This is a genomic window from Brachybacterium sp. AOP43-C2-M15 (genome assembly GCF_052446295.1).
GTDB lineage: Bacteria > Actinomycetota > Actinomycetes > Actinomycetales > Dermabacteraceae > Brachybacterium.
Genome location: NZ_JBQSWB010000001.1, coordinates 85273 through 103051 on the forward strand (window position 1 = coordinate 85273; position 17779 = coordinate 103051).

Sequence of the window (17779 nt, forward strand, 5' to 3'; positions counted from 1 at the left end):
GGAGTCGCGGTCAGCCCGTCCCAGCGACCCACCTGGTCCCTCATTCCGACAGCTTGGGCTCGATCTCCTTGGTGTAGATCCCTTCGAGCGTCTCCTGGAGACCGTCCATCGCCTCCTGGACGTCGCCCTCGGTGGTGACGATCGAGGCGATCGCCTCGGCCATCTCCTGGTCCGCGCCGGGCAGGAACACGCGCGCGAAGTCCTGCGGCTTGGTCTGGTCCAGCTGGTCGACCGCGGTCTGGATCTCCGGGGTCTCGGCGGTGAGCTCGGTGAGGTCCGCGCTCTTGCGCACCGGCATGTAGCCGGTGGCGGCGGAGAACGAGACCGTGGACTCGGGGCGGCCCATGAACTCGATCAGCATGGCGCCGGCGAGCTGCTCCTCCTTGCTGATCGCGGCGGGGATGCCCAGACCCGCGCCGCCCGTCGGGCAGACGGGGCCGTCGACGGGTCCGCCCGGCAGGAAGCCCACTCCCACGTCGAACGACGCGGACTCCAGCACGCCCACGAGCGAGCCGGTCGAGGCGATGGTCGTCGAGCACACGCCGGCGGCGAAGGTGTCGGCCGAGTCGCTCGAGGCGACCTGCGCCCAGCCGTTCGAGAACACCGAGTCCTGCACCCACTGCAGCGCCTCGACGGCCTCCGGGGAGTTGCAGGTGATCTCCCATTCCTCGGACCATGCGGCGCCGTTGCCCCACAGCACGTTCTGCAGGGTCCAGCCGGCGTAGCCGGCGAGGTCCGGGTACATGTACGCGGTCTCGCCCTGCGTGAGCTCCGGTGCCCACTCCTCGAACTCCTCCCAGGTCTCGGGGGCCCGGTCGGGCAGCCCGGCCTCGGAGAAGTGGTCCTTGTTGAAGTAGAACAGCGGCGTGGAGCGACCGTAGGGCAGGGCCCACTGCTGGTCGGCGTACTGGTAGTCCTCGACCAGCGAGTCGCGGTAGTCCGAGATGTCGATCCCGAGCTGCTCGACGAGGGTGTCGATCGGGATGATGTTGCCGTTGATGTAGTAGCGGAACCACCACACGTCCGAGAGCACCACGGCGGCGGGGAGCCCGGAGTTGGCGGCCTGCGCGGTCTGGAAGCGCTGGGCGATCTCCTCGTAGTTCGAGCCGGCGGTCACCTGGTTGACCTCGATGCCCGACTCCTCGGTGAAGGCGGCCAGGAGCTCCGCCTCGACCTCCTGGGAGCCGCCGGGGTGGCTGGTCCAGAAGTCGATCGAGGTGGCGGGCTCGACGCCGTCGAAGTCGAGGTCGAGCTCCTCGTCGCCGCCGCCCTCGCCGCCGACGTCGGGGCCTCCGCAGGCCGCGAGGCCCAGCGCACCGGCACCGGCGACGCCGAGACCCAGCAGGGAGCGTCGGCGGAGACGACGGGGAAGATGAAGTGAGCTGCTCATGGGAGCGATCCTTTCGGGGTGGTGGGACGGACGCGACTGCGTCAGCCGGTGACGCTGCCTTGGGTGAGGCCGGAGACGATGTGCCGCTGCAGCATCGCGAAGACGATCAGGACGGGGGCGATCACCAGCACCGTGCCGGCCATGAGGATGCCCCAGCCGGCGCCGGTGTTGCCCTCGGAGTTGCTCAGGGCCGTCAGGCCCACCGGGAGGGTCATCCGGCTGGCCTCGGAGGTGATGATCAGCGGCCAGATGTAGTCGTTCCACTCGGTGACGATCGTGACCAGGGCGACGGTCGCGACCGTCGGGACCGAGATCGGCACCACCACCGAGAACAGGGTGCGCAGGTGCCCGGCGCCGTCGATCTCGGCCGCCTCGAGCATGGTCGGCGGGATCGTCATGAAGAACTGTCGCAGCAGGAAGGTGCCGAAGGCGGTGCCCAGGCCCGGCAGGATGATGCCCCAGTAGGTGTTCACCCCGCCCAGCCCGGCGATCAGCACGTAGTTGGGCAGGATCGAGACCTGCGGCGGCACCATGAGCGCCACCAGGATCAGCACGAAGATGACCTTCTTGAAGGGGAAGCGCACGAACACCAGCGCGTAGGCGGTGAAGATCGCCAGCAGCACCTTGATGCTCGAGCCGATCGTGGTGACGATGACGGAGTTGAGGAAGAACCGCGGGATCGGCACCGAGTTCCACGCCGCCTCGTAGTTCGACAGCGACGGGCTCTCCGGCAGCACCACGAGACTCGTGGAGAGGATCTCCTGCGGTGCCTTGAGCGAGCTGATCATCATCCACAGCAGCGGCAGCACCATCACGAGGGTCGCGACCACCAGGGGCAGGTAGCCGCCGGTGAGCGTCGCCCAGAGGTTCGCGCGCGAGAACGGTCCGTTGTTCCGCGCCCGGGGTGCGGGGCGGTCGGTGCCGCCCGGCGCGGGGTCCTGGAGGGTGGGTGTGCTCATGAGTAGTGCACCTTCTTCTCGACGAAGAGGATCTGGGCGACCGTCATGACGATGAGGATGACGAACAGCAGCACCGAGATCGTGGCCGAGTACCCGGCCCGGGAGTAGCCGCCGAAGGCCTGCAGGTAGGACTCGAAGATCATGGTGTTGGTGCCGCGACCGGTGGGGGTCATGATCCGCAGCAGGTCGAAGGCCTGCAGGCTGTTCAGGGTGGTGGTGATCAGCAGGAAGAACGTGGTCGGCGAGAGCAGCGGCAGCGAGATGCTGAAGAAGCGGCGCACGGCGCCGGCGCCGTCGAGCTGCGCGGCCTGCATGACGTCCTGGGAGAGGGACTGCAGCCCGCCCAGGTAGACGATCGCGCAGTAGCCGAGGTTCTTCCAGACGTACACGATGATCACCATGACCAGCGACATGTCCGGGTCGAGAAACCACTGCGGGCTGCCGAGACCCATCTGGCGCAGGATCCAGGCGAGCACGCCGAAGTTCGGGTCGAAGATGAACAGCCACACCAGCCCGACGCCCACGCCCGAGAGCACGTAGGGCGCGAACACCGCCGAGCGGGCGACGGTGCGGCCGGGGATGTCGACGTTCAGCGCGAGGGCGATCAGCAGCCCGAGCACCATCGCCCCGCCCACCGTGAGGAGGGTGAAGATCGCGGTGATGCGCAGGCTGGTCAGGCCTGCGTCGGAGGTGAAGAACTCGATGTAGTTGTCCAGCCCGATGAAGGTCGCGGTGCGCGAGCCGAGGGTCCAGTCCAGCATCGAGTACTGGATGTTCAGGAACAGCGGGCGATAGGTGAACATCGCGATCAGCACCAGGTTCGGTGTGGCGAAGGCGAGGAAGACGAGGGCGTCGCGACGGGCGCGTCGGCTCATGCGGCGGCGCCTCGGCACGGGGCGGGCCGACGGATCGGCGGTGCCGACGGACGGGTCCGGCCTCGACGTCGGCGGGGCATCGGTGCCCTGGCCCCGACTCGGGGAATCGGTCATGGGGTGCTCATTCGGTCAAGGGTGAATGCCGCCGACGGCCTCGGTGCCCCCGGCTAGTGCCCATTATGACCATGTTCCGCAGGCCGCTGTCGCACTTTGCGGCCGCCGAGGCGGGTCGTCGCGTACTGCCGGGCCGGCCCGCGGGCGCCGCAGAGCGGGGCACCGCGCTGCGCAGGTCGGATCTCGGGCCGCCCCCGCGCGGCGTACGGTGGGGACGTCACCGGCGCTGCGCCCGTCGGCCCCGCCCCGGGCACAGCGCACCCGCGCCCGGAACCGGAGGTTCCCATGCACGCCGATCGACTCACCGGATCGCTCAGCCACCATGCCGAAGGGCCCTGGTGGTCGGACACCTGGGGCGGACTGCGCTGGGTGGACATGCTCGCCGGGGACGTCCTGCATCTCGACGACGAGGGCGCGGTGGCGCGCCTGCCCACTCCGAGCCCGGTCGTGGCCTGCGTGCGCCCGGCCTCGAGCGGCGGCGCGGTGCTCGCGCTCGAGAAGGGCTTCGCGCTCGAGGACGCCGACGGCTCGATCGCCGCGCTCCCGCCGCTGTGGAGCGAGGAGGTGCGGATGAACGAGGGCGCGGTCGCGCCGGACGGCTCGTTCCTGTGCGGCTCGATGGCCTACGACCAGCGGCCCGGGGCGGCCGCGATGTGGCGCCTGCTGCCCGACGGCACCACCACCCGCCTGTTCGGCGACCTCACGATCTCCAACGGGCTCGCCTTCTCCGCCGACGGGTCGCTCGCCTACTACGTCGACACCCCCACCGGTCGGGTGGACCTGTTCGACTGGTCCGACGAGGACGGTCTCGTCGGTCGCCGCCCCTTCGCGGACCTCGGCGACCAGGAAGGGAGCCCCGACGGGCTCTGCCTCGACGACGAGGGGAACGTGTGGGTGGCGATGCACGGGGGATCGCAGGTCCTCGGCCTCGATCCGCGAGGTGCGGTGGCCGAGCGGGTCGAGGTCGACGCCCGCCAGGTCACGGCCTGCACGTTCGGCGGCGCCGACCGCTCGACGCTGTTCATCACCACCAGCCGCGAGAACCTCCCCGACGGGGAGGACCCGGCGGCCGGGTCGCTGTTCACGGCCCGGCCCGGGGTGCGGGGTCCGGAGGCCGAGCTGCTCTTCGGCGGCTGAGCGGCCTCCGCGGGGCGCGCTCAGGACGTCGCGGAGGTCTCCGCGGAGCGGTCCCGGGCCTCGCCCGTGGAGAGCGCCTCGACCATGTCGTCGAACTGCTCCATCGCCTTCGCCGGCGGCTGCGGGGTGACCAGGCTGACCACCACCGCGAGCACCAGGCAGACCAGGAAGCCCGGAATGATCTCGTAGAGGTGCTGGTCCCCGAAGAGGCCGAGCGCCTTGTCCGGCTCGAACTGACCCCAGACGAAGGAGACCACGGCACCTGCGACCATGCCGACCGCGGCACCGGCCATGGTCAGGCGGCGCCAGAACAGCGACAGCAGCACGATCGGGCCGAAAGCGGCGCCGAACCCGGCCCAGGCGAAGGCGACGAGGCCCAGGACCGAGCTGTTCGGGTTCAGGGCCAGGATCACGGCGATGATCGAGACTCCGAGCACGCCGATCCGGCCGCCCCAGAGCTTCGCGTGCTCGGTGAACGAGATCCCGACACCGCCCACCAGGTCCTCGATCAGCGCCGAGCTGGTGACGATCAGCTGCGAGGAGATGGTGGACATGATCGCGGCGAGCACCGCGGCCAGCAGGAACCCGGCGAGCAGCGGGTGGAAGAGGATCTGGGAGAGGTCCAGGAACACGGACTCGGCGTTGGTGGTGTCGGTGAGGGACTGGTCCTGGTTCTGCTGGAAGTAGGCCAGGCCCGCCATCGCCGTGAAGACGGCGCCGGTGACGCACAGGATCATCCAGGTCATCCCCACGATGGTGCCGTACTTCGCATCCCGCGAGGTGCGCAGCGCCATGAACCGCACGATGATGTGGGGCTGGCCGAAGTAGCCCAGCCCCCAGGCCACGGCGGAGAGGATCCCGATGAACGTGCCGCCGGAGACGAGGCTGCCGAAGCTCGCGTCGACCTCCCGCACGGACTCGAACATCGCCGTCGGCCCCCCGACCACGAACATCGCCGTGATCGGCACCAGCAGCAGGGAGACCAGCATGATCAGGCCCTGGACCACGTCGGTGTAGCTGGCGCCGAGGAAGCCCCCGAACAGGGTGTAGAGGATGGTCACGCCGCCCACCAGCAGCATCCCGGTGAGGTACGGGCCGCCGAACATCGACTGGAAGAACAGGCCGCCGGCGACCATGCCGGAGGAGACGTAGAAGGTGAAGAACACCAGGATGATCAGTCCTGCCGCGATGCGCAGGATGTTGGTGCGGTCGTGGAGGCGGTTGCCGAAGAAGCTCGGCACCGTGATCGAGTTGTCGGCGATCTGCGTGTACAGGCGCAGTCTCGGCGCGACGAAGATCCAGTTCAGGCCGGCCCCCACGGTGAGGCCGATGGCGATCCACGCCTCGACCAGACCGTTGAGGTACAGCGCGCCGGGCAGGCCCATCAGCAGCCAGCCGGACATGTCCGAGGCGCCGGCCGACAGCGCGGCGACGAAGGGGTGCAGCTGCCGGCCGCCGAGCATGTAGTCCTCGCCGCCCTTGGTCTTGCGGAAGGCATACAGGCCGATGCCGATCATGACCGCGAAGTACGCGACGAGCGCGACCAGTTTGAAGGCGAGGTCCATGGTGGGACTCCGATCTCAGGGAGGGGGCGGGGAAGGACGGTCACGCCCGGCGGCCGACGGGCGGCAGCAGGGCGCGGGGGAGAACAGGTGCGGCCGACCCTACGCCGGATCGGTGCGGAACGCCCTGCTCGTTGCGCGACGGTGACCTGACACGCGCGGCCGTCCGGGCGGGAACAGCGCCGATCGCGGCAGGGCTCCGGCCCGGGATCGCTGCCGGCACCGGCACCGACAGCACACGGGCCCGGCACGGCGGAGGGGGCGCGGGGTGGCGCCGGGGGGGCCCCCCGCCCCGGGGGGGCCCCGGCCGGGGGGCCCCCCCCCGGGGCGCCCCGGGGGGCCGGGGGGGGGGCGGGGGGGGGGGGGTGGGGGTTGTGGCGGGCGGGCGGGGCGGGGTGCGGGGGGGGGTGCTCGGTGGGGTGGGTGGGGGGGGGGGGGGGCGCGGCGGGGGGGGGGGGGGGGGGGTCCCGGGGGGCCACCCCCCGCGCCCTGGTCAGCCGCGTCCTGGTCAGCCGCGCCCTGGTCAGCGCTGCGTCACGGTCGAGGTCTCGAGGCGACGCTCGGCCCGCTCAGCCGAACAGCGCCTCGGTGTCCTCGTCCACCCAGTCCAGGGTGCGGTCGACGGCCTTCCTCCACAGGCGCATGTAGCGGTCGCGGGTCTCCTCGTCCATCTGGGGCTCCCAGCGCTTGTCCTCGGCCCAGTTGTCGATGACGTCCTGCTCGCCGTCCCAGAAGCCCACGGCGATGCCGGCCGCGTAGGCGGCGCCGAGCGCGGTGGTCTCGATGACCTTCGGGCGCACCACGGGCACGCCGAGGATGTCGGCCTGGAACTGCATGAGGGTCTCGTTCATGACCATGCCGCCGTCGACCTTCAGCTCGGTGAGCTGCACGCCGTCCTCGGAGGCGTCGGCGATCGCCGCGTCCAGCACCTCGCGGGACTGGAAGGCCGTGGCCTCCAGCACCGCGCGGGCGATGTGGGACTTGTTGTGGAAGCGGGTCATGCCCACCATCGCGCCGCGCGCGTCGGAGCGCCAGTGCGGGGCGAACAGGCCCGAGAAGGCCGGGACGATGAACAGCCCGCCGTTGTCGTCGACCTTCGTGGCGAGGTCCTCGATCTCCGGGGCGTCCTTGATGAGCCCGAGGTTGTCGCGCACCCACTGCACCAGCGAGCCGGTGACCGCGACCGAGCCCTCGAGGGCGTAGACCGCCTTCTGGTCACCGATCTTGTAGGCGACGGTGGTCAGCAGCCCGTTCTCGCTGCGCACCAGGTCCTCACCGGTGTTGACCAGCATGAAGTTGCCGGTCCCGTAGGTGTTCTTGCCCATCCCGATCTCGAAGCAGGCCTGGCCGAAGGTCGCGGCCTGCTGGTCGCCGAGGATGCCGGCGATCGGGGTGTCGATGAGCAGGCCCTGCTTGCGGCCCGTGCCGTACACCTCGGAGGAGGAGCGGATCTCGGGCAGCATGGACAGCGGGATGCCCATGTCCTTCGCGATGTCCTCGTTCCAGTCGAGGGTGTCGATGTTCATCAGCATCGTGCGCGAGGCGTTGGTGACGTCGGTGACGTGCACCCCGCCCTCGGCGCCGCCGGTGAGGTTCCACAGCAGCCAGGCATCCGTGTTGCCGAACAGCAGCTCCCCGGCCTCGGCCCGCTCGCGCACGCCGTCGACGTTGTCGAGGATCCACTTCACCTTGGGGCCGGAGAAGTAGGTCGCCAGCGGCAGGCCCACCCGCTCCTTGTACTTGTCGGCGCCCTCGTCGCCCGCGAGCTCGTCGCAGATCTTCTGGGTGCGGGTGTCCTGCCAGACGATCGCGTTGTACACGGGCTCGCCGGTGGCCTTGTCCCACACCACGGCGGTCTCGCGCTGATTGGTGATGCCGACGGCCGCGAGCTGGTGGCGGTTGATCTCCGCGCCGGTGAGGGCCTCGCCCACCACGGAGCGGGTGTTGCGCCAGATCTCGAGCGCGTCGTGCTCGACCCAGCCCGACTTGGGGAAGATCTGCTCGTGCTCCTTCTGGCCGCTGGCGACGATCTGCCCGGCGTGGTCGAAGACGATCGCACGGGTCGAGGTCGTGCCCTGGTCGATGGACAGGATGTACATGGTGTCGTCGTTCATCAGAACTCCTTCGTCATGGATGAGGGGTGGATCGGGGTGAGGGGGCGGGGCCGCGCGGCGTGCCGCCCGGTGCGGGACGCCGCGGGACCGCTCAGAAGTAGAGGATCGAGGCCACGCCGGCGAGGACGCCGCCGATCATGGGACCGACGATCGGCACCCACGAGTATCCCCAGTCGGAGCCGCCCTTGTTCGGGATCGGCAGGACGGCGTGCGCCAGTCGCGGTCCGAGGTCACGCGCGGGGTTGATCGCGTACCCGGTCGGTCCGCCGAGCGAGGCACCGATCGCGACCACCAGCAGGGCGACCGCGAGCGGACCCAGCTCGTTCGGCGTGTTGCCGAACATGAGGATCACGAACACCAGCACGAACGTCGCGATGATCTCGGTGACCAGGTTCCAGCCGTAATTGCGGATCTCCGGGCCGGTGGAGAAGGTGCCCAGGATGGCCGCGGGATCGGTCTCCTGGTCGTAATGGTTCTTGTAGGCCATCCAGGCGAGCACGGCGCCGAGGAAGGCACCGATCATCTCGGCGAGGAAGTAGGCGAGGGTGGTGCCGACGCCGACGGCGATGCCGGGCGCGTACTCCTCGGCCCCGCTCGAGAACAGGCCGATGGTGACGGCGGGGTTCAGATGGGCGCCGGTCGAGAAGGCGACCCAGACGCCGGCGAAGACCGCGAGGCCCCAGCCGAAGTTGATCAGCAGCCAGCCGCCGCTGTTGCCCTTGGTCTTCCCGAGGACGACGTTGGCGACGACGCCGCCGCCGAGCAGCGTGAGCATCGCGGTGCCGGCGATCTCCGAGAGGAAGATCGTTCCGATGGATTCCATGTGCTTCTCCTCTCCGATCCGCGTCGGTGCGGATCGAGGGACCGGCGTGAGTTCCTGGCATCCGCGGAGCGACAGCTGTGTCCGTGTCCGCGGGAGCGAGAGCCGTCGTCCGCTCCCGGTGGAGCGGCGTCGACTCGGCGGGAACCGTTCGATCGGCCGGTCGCGGGCCCGGGTGGGCCCGCTGGGGCGCGCACGGTGCACGCCCCTCGGAGCTCCCGGATCTCGTCTCCGGGCGCTCTGTCGATCATCGTCTGGTGGGCACCTCCGGAGCGTCGGCGATGCAGGCCGCGGCCAGGTCGTCGCTGCGGGTCGACTCGCCCTCGAGGCGAGCGGCGATGAAGGCGCGGTAGGTCTCGAGCTCGCGCTCGCGCGCGGCGTCGTCCCAGCCCAGCTCGGGGCCGACGAGCGCAGCGATCTCCACCGCGGCGTCGACGCCGCGGTCACGGGTCTCGTAGTCCAGGCGGGTGCGGCGCTGGAGGACGTCGGCGAGGTGGCGCGCGCCCTCGGCGCGCACCGCGTAGAGCACCTCGGCCCGCAGGTAGCGGGGGGCGTGCTCGAGCGGCTCGCCGAGAGAGGGGTCCTCGTCGATCAGCGCGAGCACGTCCTCGAGCAGGGCGCCGTAGCGGAACAGGAGCCGGTCCGTGCGGATCTCGTCGAACCCGTGCCGTCGGCCGATCTCCTGCCGGTCCCGCACCAGTGCGGCGTATCCCTGCGCGCCGATCACCGGGATCGAGCGGGTCAGGCTCGGTCGCCCGGGCTGGGAGTCCTTGATCGCGAAGTCGACCACGTCCTCGGCCATCACGCGGTAGGTGGTGTACTTGCCGCCCGCGATCGCGGTCAGGCCCGGCTCGACCTCCATCACGGTGTGCTCGCGGGACACCTTCGCGGAGCCCTTGCCGTCCCCGGAGCCCTTGCCCGATCCCTTGCCCCTGCTCGCGGCCTTCGTCACCGGCTGCAGCAGCGGGCGCAGCCCGGAGTAGACGCCGATGACGTCCTCGCGGCGGAGGTCGTCGGCGAGCACCGCATTGGCGTGCTCGAGCACGTAGTCGATGTCGTCGCTGGTCGCACCCACGTCGCGCGGGTCCTGGGTCCAGGGCGTGTCGGTGGTGCCGATGACCCAGTACTCGTCCCAGGGGATGATGAACAGCACGGACTTCTCGGTCTGGGTGATGATCCCGGTGTCGGGGACCGCAGGGATGCGCCCCCGCGCGACCGTGATGTGGATGCCCTTGGAGGCGAGCACCTCGAGCCCGGTCTCGGCGCCGGCCAGCTCCTGCTGGTCCTGGGTCCAGACGCCGCCGGCGAGGATCGTCTCGCGCGCGTGGACCTCGAACTCCTCGCCGCTCTCCTCGTCCCGCACCCGGGCACCGATCACGCGCTCGCCCTCGTGGAGGTAGCCGATGACCGTGGTGTAGTTGGCGACGGCCGCGTCGTGCTGCGCAGCGGAGCGCACCAGCATCATCACGAAGCGGGCGTCGTCCATCTGCGCGTCGTAGTACTCCAGCGCGCCGACGGCCTTCTCGCCGTCCAGGGCCGGGAACACCTCGAGCATCCGGTCGTGCAGGAGGTGGCGGTGGAAGGGCACCGCCCGCTTGCGCCCCACGGACTGCATCGCGTCGTAGAGGGCGACGCCGGAGCCGATGAAGGCGCGGTCGACGACCTTCTTGAAGAACGGGAAGACGAACTTGATGGGTCGCACCAGGTGCGGGGCGGTGTGCTCGAGCAGCAGGTCGCGCTCGCGCAGCGCCTCGGCGACGAGGGGGAAGTCGAGCATCTGCAGATAGCGCAGGCCGCCGTGCATGAGCTTCGAGGAGCGCGCGGAGGTGCCGTTCGCCCAGTCCCTCGCCTCGACGAGGCCGACGGAGAGTCCGCGGGTGGCGGCGTCGAAGGCCGCGCCCGCGCCGTTCACGCCACCGCCCACGACGAGAACGTCCAGCGGGTTCTCGACGGTGGCGCGGCGCAGCCGCGCGAGATGCTCCGTCCGGCCGGCGGGGGTGAGGGCGGACCGCTGCTGATCGGACACGTGGCTGCTCCTTTGCCGTGACATCTGCCCGGCGGCATCCGGCCCTCGCGGCCGGATCCGTCGTCGGCGCCGCCGTAGGCCGCGGCACCTGGTCTGCACATGGTGGAACCTCCGTGCAGCATTTCGCAAGCGCGATGCACGAACGTGCAACACTGGGTCCGTGACTGCCGATTCCCGCCTCGATGCGCTGTACGAGGCTGCACGGATGTACTACGGCGAGCAGCAGACGATGGAAGCGATCGCCGCCGCCCAGGGGGTCTCCCGCTCGACCGTCTCGCGCATGCTGCGTGATGCCCGCGATGCCGGACTCGTCCAGATCTCCCTGCGGCCGCCCGGCGCCCACCGCGTCGAGGAGCTGCGGCGCCGCATCGCCCGCCAGTACGGGGTGCGAGTCCACATGGTCCCCGTGGTCTCGGGATACGGCGAGCGCGAGCGCCTGCAGTCCGTCGCGGAGACCGGCGCGGAGGTGCTCGACGGGATGCTCGAACCGGGCATGACCGTCGGCATGGCCTGGGGCACCACGCTCGCGGCCCTGGTGCGATCCCTCCACCCCCGCCCGGTGCCCGGCCTGCGGATCGTCCAGCTGAACGGTGCCATCAACACCGAGGGCTCCGGGCTCACCTACGTCTCCACGGTGCTCGCGCGGGCCGCGACGCTCTGGGACGCGACCGTGCACCACTTCCCCGTGCCCGCCTTCTTCGACTATGCCGCGACCCGGGACGCCATGTGGCACGAGCGCTCGGTGCACCGGGTCCTCGAGGCCCAGCAGCAGTGCACGCTGGCCGTGTTCAGCGTGGGCGCCTTCGACGCGGAGGTCCCCAGCCACGTCTACACCAACAACTACCTGACCCGCGACGACCTGCGGTCGCTGCGGGCCGACGGCGCCGTCGGGGACGTCTGCACCGTCTTCCTCCGGGCCGACGGCACCTTCCGCGACATCGGCATGAACGCCCGCTGCTCCGGTCCGGACCCCTCCCAGCTGGCGCGGATCCCGCACCGCCTGCTCCTCGCGGCCGGCTCCCGCAAGGCCCTGCCCCTGCGGGCCGCCCTGCGCGCCGGCGTCGCCACCGACGTCGTCGTCGACGAGGTCACCGCCGCGAGCCTGCTGGCGCTGCCGTGACAGGCGAGGTCAGGGTCGGCGAGGTGACCACACGTGCAGCACGCGGAATCGTTCGCACACCACGGGCATGTCCGGGGAGAAGCCTCGCGCGGAGTGCTCTGTCCAGAACTGCTCGTGGATGCGCCGCCACGCGGCGAGGCTCCGGTCGCCCTCCCCCTCGGCGCGGGCGTGCTCGGCGGTGACCTCGCCGAAGGGGACGATCTCGATCTCGCTCACCTCGAGGACGGCACGCGGCAGCCCGGAACCGTCCAGCACGATCGACAGGTCACCGACGACCGGGAGCGGTTCGCCGTCGGATTCGTAGTCCTCCGCCGCCGACGCCGTCTTGGTCCCCTCGAGCACCAGGGTGAGCAGGTCGTCCGCCTGCTCAGGCGTCGCACCGAAGGCCCAGGCCTCGGGCGGTTCGGCGGGGAGCGCGGGATGCTCCGCACGGGCTTCGGCCCAGAGGTCCGCGAGGTCGACACCACCGGCCGCACCAGCAGAACCTGAAGAACCTGCCGGACCAGCCGCACCAGCAGGGCCGGCATCCTCCCTGCGGTCGGGAGCGGTCACGGGCACCTCCTCGATCGACGCGACGCCCGGAGCCCCGACGCCGCCACCGGTGGCGTGCTCAGCCCTCGGCGGCGGAGAGGTCCAGGCGCTCTGGATGGGTGTAGACGTTCATGCGGCCATCGCCGTCCTCGGCGGCGCGGGTGAAGCCGACGAGGGTCATGCCGAACTCCTCGGCGGTGTCCACCGCGAGCGAGCTCGCCGCGGAGACGCAGGCCAGCAGTGGGATACCGGCCATGTATGCCTTCTGCGCGATCTCGAAGCCGGCCCGCGAGGAGACGAGCAGGAAGCAGTCCCGCAGCGGCAGGCGGTCCTCGAGCAGGGCCCAGCCGATCACCTTGTCGACCGCGTTGTGCCGTCCGACGTCCTCGCGCACCACCAGCAGGTTCCCCTCGAGGTCCACGAGAGCGGCGGCGTGCACCCCGCCGGTGCGGGCGAAGACCTCCTGCTGCCCGGTGAGCGAGCGTGCGGCGGTGAGAAGCGTGCGCGGATCCACCGACCAGCTGTGCAGGAGCGTGTAGCGGCTCTTCTGCCGCACCGCGTCGATGCTCTCGGAGCCGCAGACGCCGCAGGCCGACGTGGTGATGAAGCTCCTGGTCGCCGGTGGCAGCAGCTGCGGACGAGCTGTCGTGACGTCCATGACGTTGTAGGTGTTGCGGGCGAATCCGCTGCCGTCGTCGACCACTGCCCCGTCGCAGTAGCGTGCCTCGATGACGTCCTCGCGGTCGCGCACCAGGCCCTCCCCGTGGAGGACACCGTGGATGAGCTCGACGTCGTGGCCGGGGGTGCGCATGGTGAGCGAGAGCGCGCGGCCGTTCAGGCGGATGTCCAGGGGCTCCTCGACGGCGACGTGGTCGCCCTTGCGCCCGGCGTACAGCCGGCCGTCGCGCACCCGGACGGTGCGCAGTCGCGTGCTGTCGGTGACCCTGCCCATCCCTCGAGGATAGCCCGCTCACCTGCGCGACGGCCGGTCGCTCGTGGTGGGGTCGCGCTCCTGCTCGCGGCGCTCCGCCTCGTCCCTGATCCCGGCGAGCCGCCGGTCCCAGCCCTGCGCGACGAGTCCGAGCAGGTCGGAGATCTCCCGGAGCCGCGAGGCCTCCACGGCGTGAACCCGTCGGCGGGACTGCCGTGTCGCGGAGACGATCCCGGCCTCCTCGAGCAGTCGCAGCTGCTTGGCGACCGCCTGACGGGTGAGGTCGAGGTCCCGCGCCACGGCTCCGGCATCGTCCGGGCGCTCGGCCAGCCGCACCAGGATCTGCCGACGGGTGGGATCGGCGAGGGCGCCGAAGGCCCGGTCGGCGTCCGCGCCGAGCAGGGCCTCGGCGGCGGGGCGCGCGGTCATGCCCTCGCAGGCCGCGGCCCGGTGGGCCCGCCGGCCCGCGGCCCGTCCGACGCACCGGCCCGCGGGTCGGCCGGAGCCCCTGCCCGCGCTTCGGCCTGCACCCTCGCGACGTCGAGCTCCTCGATCCAGCCGCCGAGGTTGTCCTCGTAACGGGCCCGCCGCTCGGCGTCGGTGCTGATCCCCGCGAAGCCGGTCTCGCGCACGGTGAGCCGGACGCCCTCCCCCTCGGGCTCGATCGTGAACTCGATGGTGGTGGCGGGGCCGTCCTCGAGCGCTCCGGCAACGCCGCTCAGCCACCGGAACACGGCCCTCCGGGGAGGGTCGAGCTCGACGGTGCCGATCTGGAACCCGCCGTGGACCGGGTCGACCACGATCGCGGTCGGGCCTTCACGGGTGATCCGATGCTCGCGGTACTCCCCGTCGTTGATGAACCATCCCGGCTCGCTGATCACGTCGAACACCGTCTCGGCGCTCGCCGCGACGTGGATGCTGCGCAGGATCTCGTCGGGGACGTCGTCCGTGGTGAGAGGGGTGGGGGCGGTGCTCATGGCTGCTCCTCGGCGGTCGTGCCGGACGATCCGGCCGACGGCTCCACCCTGGCACGGCAGACCCCGTAGTACAACCCATGAGTTGCACTATGGGGTCGGGGCACGATCCGGCTCGTCGGTGCCGCCGTCGGCGTCCCCGTCGTCGCTGCTGTCGGGGCTCTCGGTGCCGCTTCCGGTGCCGCTGTGACGGCTCTCGGCCAGGTCGCGCGCGAGCTCCAGCTGCTGCTCCCAGCCCGCCAGGTTCTCCTCGTAGTTGCGTCGGCGCAGCTCCTCGTCGACGCCGAGGCGGGCGAAGCCGCGCTCGCGCACCGTGAGCCGCACCTGGTTCCTCGCGGCGGTGCCGGCGGGGTCGATGATGAACTCGACGGTGTTGTGGGGGGCGTCGGCGATCTCCCCGAGCCCGCCGCCGAGCCAGCGGAAGGCGACCCGATGGGGCGGCTCATGCGCCTCGGTCGCGATCTGGAAGGTGCCGTGGACAGGGTCGACCACACTGGTCACCGGACCGTCCACGCTGATCCGGTGCTCGCGGTGCTCGCCGTCGTTGATGAACCACCCCGGCTCGCGGACGATCGCGAACACGGTCTCGGCGCTCGCCGCGATCGGGATGCTGAGCGAGATCTCGTCGGGGACCTCGGCGCCGGAGGGGAGAGCGGACTGGTCGGCCATGACTGTGCTCCTCGGGTCGGGAGGCGGCCCCGTCGCCGCCCGGAAGAAGCTTCTCAGACGTCCGGCGCTCCGGCGACCTCCGCGGCCGTCCGGCGTCGTGACCGCGCCGCCCGTCAGGGCCTCGTGACCGCAGTGCCCGTCAGGGCTTCGTGACTGCTGCGGCCAGCAGGTTCAGCGACTCCTCGAGGTCCTCCTGCGGGATCGCCGGGAAACCGACCTTCTCGAGCAGCTTCTCGTCCGTGACCTTCGACCAGTCGTAGGTCAGGGACACCTCGGTGGAGTCCGCGCCGAGGGACGTGAGCTGGTAGAGCCACTCCCAGCCGAGCGGCTCGGTCGGCGCGGTGCCGTCCTCCGCCTCGGGGGCCGGCTGCCAGCCGATCATCTTGTTCTCGTCGTAAGCGGTGACGAAGTTGTGGGTGCGGTAGTCGCCGCCCATCGCCTCGCGGTTCATGTTCATCACGAACTTCTCGCCGGACTTCCCGATCCGCTCGGTGTCGTCGGCATTGCGGACGGTCCCGGAGCCGTCGAACTCGTGATGCCTCGCCGGCAGCGAGAGCAGGTCGAAGAGGTCCTTCGCGGGGACGTCGACGGTGCGGGTGACGGTCAGGTGCGTCTGGTTCTGGGTCATGGCCTCACCCTGCCTCACCCGCCCCGCCCTCGTCACCTCTCTCCCGACCGCCCGGTCGAGCGGGCGGAGCAGCGCAGAGCTCACAGCAGGCGGAGCAGCGCAGAGCTCACAGCGGATCGGCCACCGCCTCGGCGAGAGCGATCGGCTCCCGCCCCAGCACCTCCCGGACATCGTCCGTGACGACATCGAGCGCGCCCGCGGCGATCGCGGTGTAGGTGCTGATCCAGGCCTCGACCTGCCAGTCGGGGGCCTGGTACGGGGCGCGGGATGCCCGCGCGTCGGCGAGGGTCTCGTCGACGTACTCGTACTCCTCCCTGCGGGCACGGGTCATGAGCAGCGCCGCCTCGGCGAGGGACACGGCCACCGGGCCCGTGAGGTCCAGGACCCGACCTCGCCACGGGCCGGGGTCGCGCAGAATGCTCGCGGCGACCTCCGCCACGTCGCGCCGGGAGACGAAGGCGCAGCGCCCGGTGCCGCCCGGCCCGCGGATCACCCGTTCGGGGCCGGCGAAGTCGAGCAGCACCTCGGAATAGAAGCTGTCGCGCAGGAACGTCCAGGCCAGCCCCGAGTCCCGCAGCATCTGCTCGGTCTGCCCATGGTCGCGGGCGAGGGTGAACTCCGCCTCCGCGGAGGCGCCGAGGAAGGAGGTGTAGACGACGTGGCCCACCCCGGCCTCGACGGCGGCCGCGATCGCGGTGCGATGCTGCTCGAGCCGGTCGGACGCCTCCCCGGCGGAGACCAGCAGCAGGGAGTCGGCGCCGGCGAAGGCCCCCCGGCAGGCCGCGGCGTCGGCGAAATCGACGCGCAGGAACGTCGCTCCCTCGATCTGCGGAGCGCGCTCCGGGCTGCGCCCCGTCGTCCGCAGCTCGATCCCCGGGGCGGCGGAGAGCAGGCGGGAGACCTGCCCGCCCACCGTCCCGGTCGCGCCGGTGACCACCACCCGCATCAGATCAGACCCTTCTCCGCCAGCCATGTCGAGGCGATCTCCGCCGAGGCGCTCTGGTCCACGACGCTCTGCCGGTTCAGCTCGACCAGGTCGTCGGGGCTGAGCTCGGCGATCACAGCCTCGATCGCCGCCTGGGCGGCGTCGTCGACCCTCTCGCCCACCACCGGCACCACGTTCTGCGGAAGGATCAGCGACTCGGGATCCTCGAGCACCACCAGGTCGTTCTCGGCGATCGCAGGATCCGCGGTGTAGATGTCCGCCAGCTGCACGTCCCCATCGAGCAGGGCCTGCACCGTGAGCGGCCCGCCGGAGTCCTCGACGGGCACGACGGCGAGCTCGACCCCGTACACCTCCTCGACCCCCTCGGGGCCGTAGGGGCGCACCTCGAACTCGCTGTTGGCGGCGACCTTGAGGTCCTCGTCGACGCCGGCGAGATCGCCGATCGAGGTGAGGGAGTGGGCGGAGGCGAATTCGGAGGTGGTGGTGTAGGAGTCCTGGTCGGAGGCCTCGGCGAAGGCGAGCACCCGCAGTCCGGACGGCAGCGCCTCGTCGAGCGCGGAGTGGATCTCCTCGGGAGCCGCGGACGCGGCGTCGGACTCGTAGTGCTGGAGCAGGTTGCCGAGGTACTCGGGCATGACGTCGAGCGAGCCCTGCTCGAGCTCGGGCATGTACACCTCGCGCTGGCCGATCTGGTACTGGCGGTCGACGGTCAGCCCCTCCCCCTCGAGCACCTGGGCGAACAACTCCGCGATGATCTCGTTGGAGTAGTAGGCCTGGGAGCCGACGGCGATGGCGCCCTCACCGGCACCCTCGTCGGAGCCGTCGCCGCCGGAGCCGCCGCCTCCCTCGCCGCCGCCGTCCTCCTCCTCGAAGGGGTCGTCGTTGCCGCAGGCGGCGAGACCGAGGGCGAGGCCGCCGAGGCCGGCGGCGCCGAGCAGGTGGCGGCGGGTGCTGTGGATGGTCATGAGGTTCTCCTCCGGTGG

17 protein-coding genes are annotated in these 17779 nt (G+C 71.2%); 2 read left to right on the plus strand and 15 right to left on the minus strand.

Annotated features, from left to right (window positions below):
- Nucleotides 1–40: 40 nt before the first annotated feature.
- From ACT3SP_RS00320 to ACT3SP_RS00330, 3 genes are read right to left on the minus strand one after another with little or no spacing between them, the layout of a single operon-like run.
- On the minus strand, nt 41–1390 hold the full coding sequence (locus ACT3SP_RS00320) for an ABC transporter substrate-binding protein (protein ID WP_444585234.1): 1350 nt from the start codon (nt 1388–1390) through the stop codon (nt 41–43).
- A 41-nt stretch (nt 1391–1431) separates the two neighbouring features.
- The gene (locus ACT3SP_RS00325; RefSeq protein WP_444585235.1) at nt 1432–2349 is read right to left on the minus strand and encodes a carbohydrate ABC transporter permease; all 918 of its coding nucleotides are present in this window, start codon (nt 2347–2349) and stop codon (nt 1432–1434) included.
- Nucleotides 2346–3338, minus strand: a complete 993-nt coding sequence (locus tag ACT3SP_RS00330; RefSeq protein ID WP_444585236.1) for a carbohydrate ABC transporter permease — start codon at nt 3336–3338, stop codon at nt 2346–2348. Before ACT3SP_RS00330 ends, ACT3SP_RS00325 begins: the two co-directional genes overlap by 4 nt.
- A gap of 285 nt (nt 3339–3623) precedes the next feature.
- On the opposite strand from ACT3SP_RS00330, the gene ACT3SP_RS00335 reads away from it, so the two are divergent.
- On the plus strand, nt 3624–4475 hold the full coding sequence (locus ACT3SP_RS00335) for an SMP-30/gluconolactonase/LRE family protein (RefSeq protein WP_444585237.1): 852 nt from the start codon (nt 3624–3626) through the stop codon (nt 4473–4475).
- A gap of 20 nt (nt 4476–4495) precedes the next feature.
- Here the strand turns inward: ACT3SP_RS00335 and putP are convergent, their stop codons facing one another.
- From putP to ACT3SP_RS00355, 4 genes are all read right to left on the minus strand, one after another.
- Nucleotides 4496–6040 (minus strand): sodium/proline symporter PutP, encoded by a 1545-nt coding sequence (gene putP / locus ACT3SP_RS00340; protein WP_444585238.1) that lies wholly within the window; start codon nt 6038–6040, stop codon nt 4496–4498.
- A gap of 566 nt (nt 6041–6606) precedes the next feature.
- Nucleotides 6607–8151 carry a glycerol kinase GlpK gene (glpK, locus tag ACT3SP_RS00345; protein WP_444585239.1) on the minus strand — a complete coding sequence of 515 codons (1545 nt, stop codon included), beginning with the start codon at nt 8149–8151 and terminating at the stop codon, nt 6607–6609.
- Nucleotides 8152–8242: 91 nt separating this feature from the next.
- On the minus strand, nt 8243–8965 hold the full coding sequence (locus ACT3SP_RS00350; protein WP_444585554.1) for an MIP/aquaporin family protein: 723 nt from the start codon (nt 8963–8965) through the stop codon (nt 8243–8245).
- Between the two features lie 253 nt (nt 8966–9218).
- Nucleotides 9219–10997, minus strand: a complete 1779-nt coding sequence (locus ACT3SP_RS00355; RefSeq protein WP_444585240.1) for a glycerol-3-phosphate dehydrogenase/oxidase — start codon at nt 10995–10997, stop codon at nt 9219–9221.
- Nucleotides 10998–11157: 160 nt separating this feature from the next.
- On the opposite strand from ACT3SP_RS00355, the gene ACT3SP_RS00360 reads away from it, so the two are divergent.
- Nucleotides 11158–12117, plus strand: a complete 960-nt coding sequence (locus tag ACT3SP_RS00360) for a sugar-binding transcriptional regulator (RefSeq protein WP_444585241.1) — start codon at nt 11158–11160, stop codon at nt 12115–12117.
- 9 nt (nt 12118–12126) lie between these two features.
- On the opposite strand, the gene ACT3SP_RS00365 is transcribed toward ACT3SP_RS00360, so the two are convergent.
- From ACT3SP_RS00365 to ACT3SP_RS00400, 8 genes are all read right to left on the minus strand, one after another.
- The gene (locus ACT3SP_RS00365) at nt 12127–12669 is read right to left on the minus strand and encodes an ASCH domain-containing protein (RefSeq protein WP_444585242.1); all 543 of its coding nucleotides are present in this window, start codon (nt 12667–12669) and stop codon (nt 12127–12129) included.
- Between the two features lie 58 nt (nt 12670–12727).
- The gene (fdhD, locus tag ACT3SP_RS00370; RefSeq protein ID WP_444585243.1) at nt 12728–13600 is read right to left on the minus strand and encodes a formate dehydrogenase accessory sulfurtransferase FdhD; all 873 of its coding nucleotides are present in this window, start codon (nt 13598–13600) and stop codon (nt 12728–12730) included.
- 18 nt (nt 13601–13618) lie between these two features.
- Complete coding sequence (locus ACT3SP_RS00375) at nt 13619–14008, minus strand: ArsR/SmtB family transcription factor (protein ID WP_444585244.1); 390 nt, start codon at nt 14006–14008, stop codon at nt 13619–13621.
- Nucleotides 14005–14556: an SRPBCC domain-containing protein gene (locus tag ACT3SP_RS00380; RefSeq protein WP_444585245.1), complete on the minus strand. Its 552-nt coding sequence runs from the start codon at nt 14554–14556 to the stop codon at nt 14005–14007. The genes ACT3SP_RS00375 and ACT3SP_RS00380 overlap by 4 nt, the downstream gene beginning before the upstream one ends.
- Nucleotides 14557–14643: 87 nt before the next feature.
- Nucleotides 14644–15222 carry a polyketide cyclase gene (locus ACT3SP_RS00385; protein WP_444585246.1) on the minus strand — a complete coding sequence of 193 codons (579 nt, stop codon included), beginning with the start codon at nt 15220–15222 and terminating at the stop codon, nt 14644–14646.
- 139 nt (nt 15223–15361) lie between these two features.
- A complete protein-coding gene (locus tag ACT3SP_RS00390; RefSeq protein ID WP_444585247.1) occupies nt 15362–15850 on the minus strand; it encodes an SRPBCC family protein in 489 nt (162 codons plus the stop codon).
- A gap of 106 nt (nt 15851–15956) precedes the next feature.
- On the minus strand, nt 15957–16823 hold the full coding sequence (locus ACT3SP_RS00395; RefSeq protein WP_444585248.1) for an SDR family oxidoreductase: 867 nt from the start codon (nt 16821–16823) through the stop codon (nt 15957–15959).
- Nucleotides 16796–17761 carry an ABC transporter substrate-binding protein gene (locus ACT3SP_RS00400; protein WP_444585249.1) on the minus strand — a complete coding sequence of 322 codons (966 nt, stop codon included), beginning with the start codon at nt 17759–17761 and terminating at the stop codon, nt 16796–16798. Before ACT3SP_RS00400 ends, ACT3SP_RS00395 begins: the two co-directional genes overlap by 28 nt.
- Nucleotides 17762–17779: the final 18 nt, after the last annotated feature.

Bases quoted from the DNA above. Each gene is read 5' to 3' on its own strand.
- ACT3SP_RS00330 (WP_444585236.1), bottom strand. From the start codon at position 3,338: ATGACCGATTCCCCGAGTCGGGGCCAGGGCACCGATGCCCCGCCGACG.
- ACT3SP_RS00325 (WP_444585235.1), bottom strand. From the start codon at position 2,349: ATGAGCACACCCACCCTCCAGGACCCCGCGCCGGGCGGCACCGACCGC.
- ACT3SP_RS00380 (WP_444585245.1), bottom strand. From the start codon at position 14,556: ATGAGCACCGCCCCCACCCCTCTCACCACGGACGACGTCCCCGACGAG.
- ACT3SP_RS00375 (WP_444585244.1), bottom strand. From the start codon at position 14,008: ATGACCGCGCGCCCCGCCGCCGAGGCCCTGCTCGGCGCGGACGCCGAC.
- ACT3SP_RS00320 (WP_444585234.1), bottom strand. From the start codon at position 1,390: ATGAGCAGCTCACTTCATCTTCCCCGTCGTCTCCGCCGACGCTCCCTG.
- glpK (WP_444585239.1), bottom strand. From the start codon at position 8,151: ATGAACGACGACACCATGTACATCCTGTCCATCGACCAGGGCACGACC.
- ACT3SP_RS00395 (WP_444585248.1), bottom strand. From the start codon at position 16,823: ATGGCTGGCGGAGAAGGGTCTGATCTGATGCGGGTGGTGGTCACCGGC.
- ACT3SP_RS00390 (WP_444585247.1), bottom strand. From the start codon at position 15,850: ATGACCCAGAACCAGACGCACCTGACCGTCACCCGCACCGTCGACGTC.
- ACT3SP_RS00385 (WP_444585246.1), bottom strand. From the start codon at position 15,222: ATGGCCGACCAGTCCGCTCTCCCCTCCGGCGCCGAGGTCCCCGACGAG.
- ACT3SP_RS00400 (WP_444585249.1), bottom strand. From the start codon at position 17,761: ATGACCATCCACAGCACCCGCCGCCACCTGCTCGGCGCCGCCGGCCTC.
- putP (WP_444585238.1), bottom strand. From the start codon at position 6,040: ATGGACCTCGCCTTCAAACTGGTCGCGCTCGTCGCGTACTTCGCGGTC.
- ACT3SP_RS00335 (WP_444585237.1), top strand. From the start codon at position 3,624: ATGCACGCCGATCGACTCACCGGATCGCTCAGCCACCATGCCGAAGGG.
- fdhD (WP_444585243.1), bottom strand. From the start codon at position 13,600: ATGGGCAGGGTCACCGACAGCACGCGACTGCGCACCGTCCGGGTGCGC.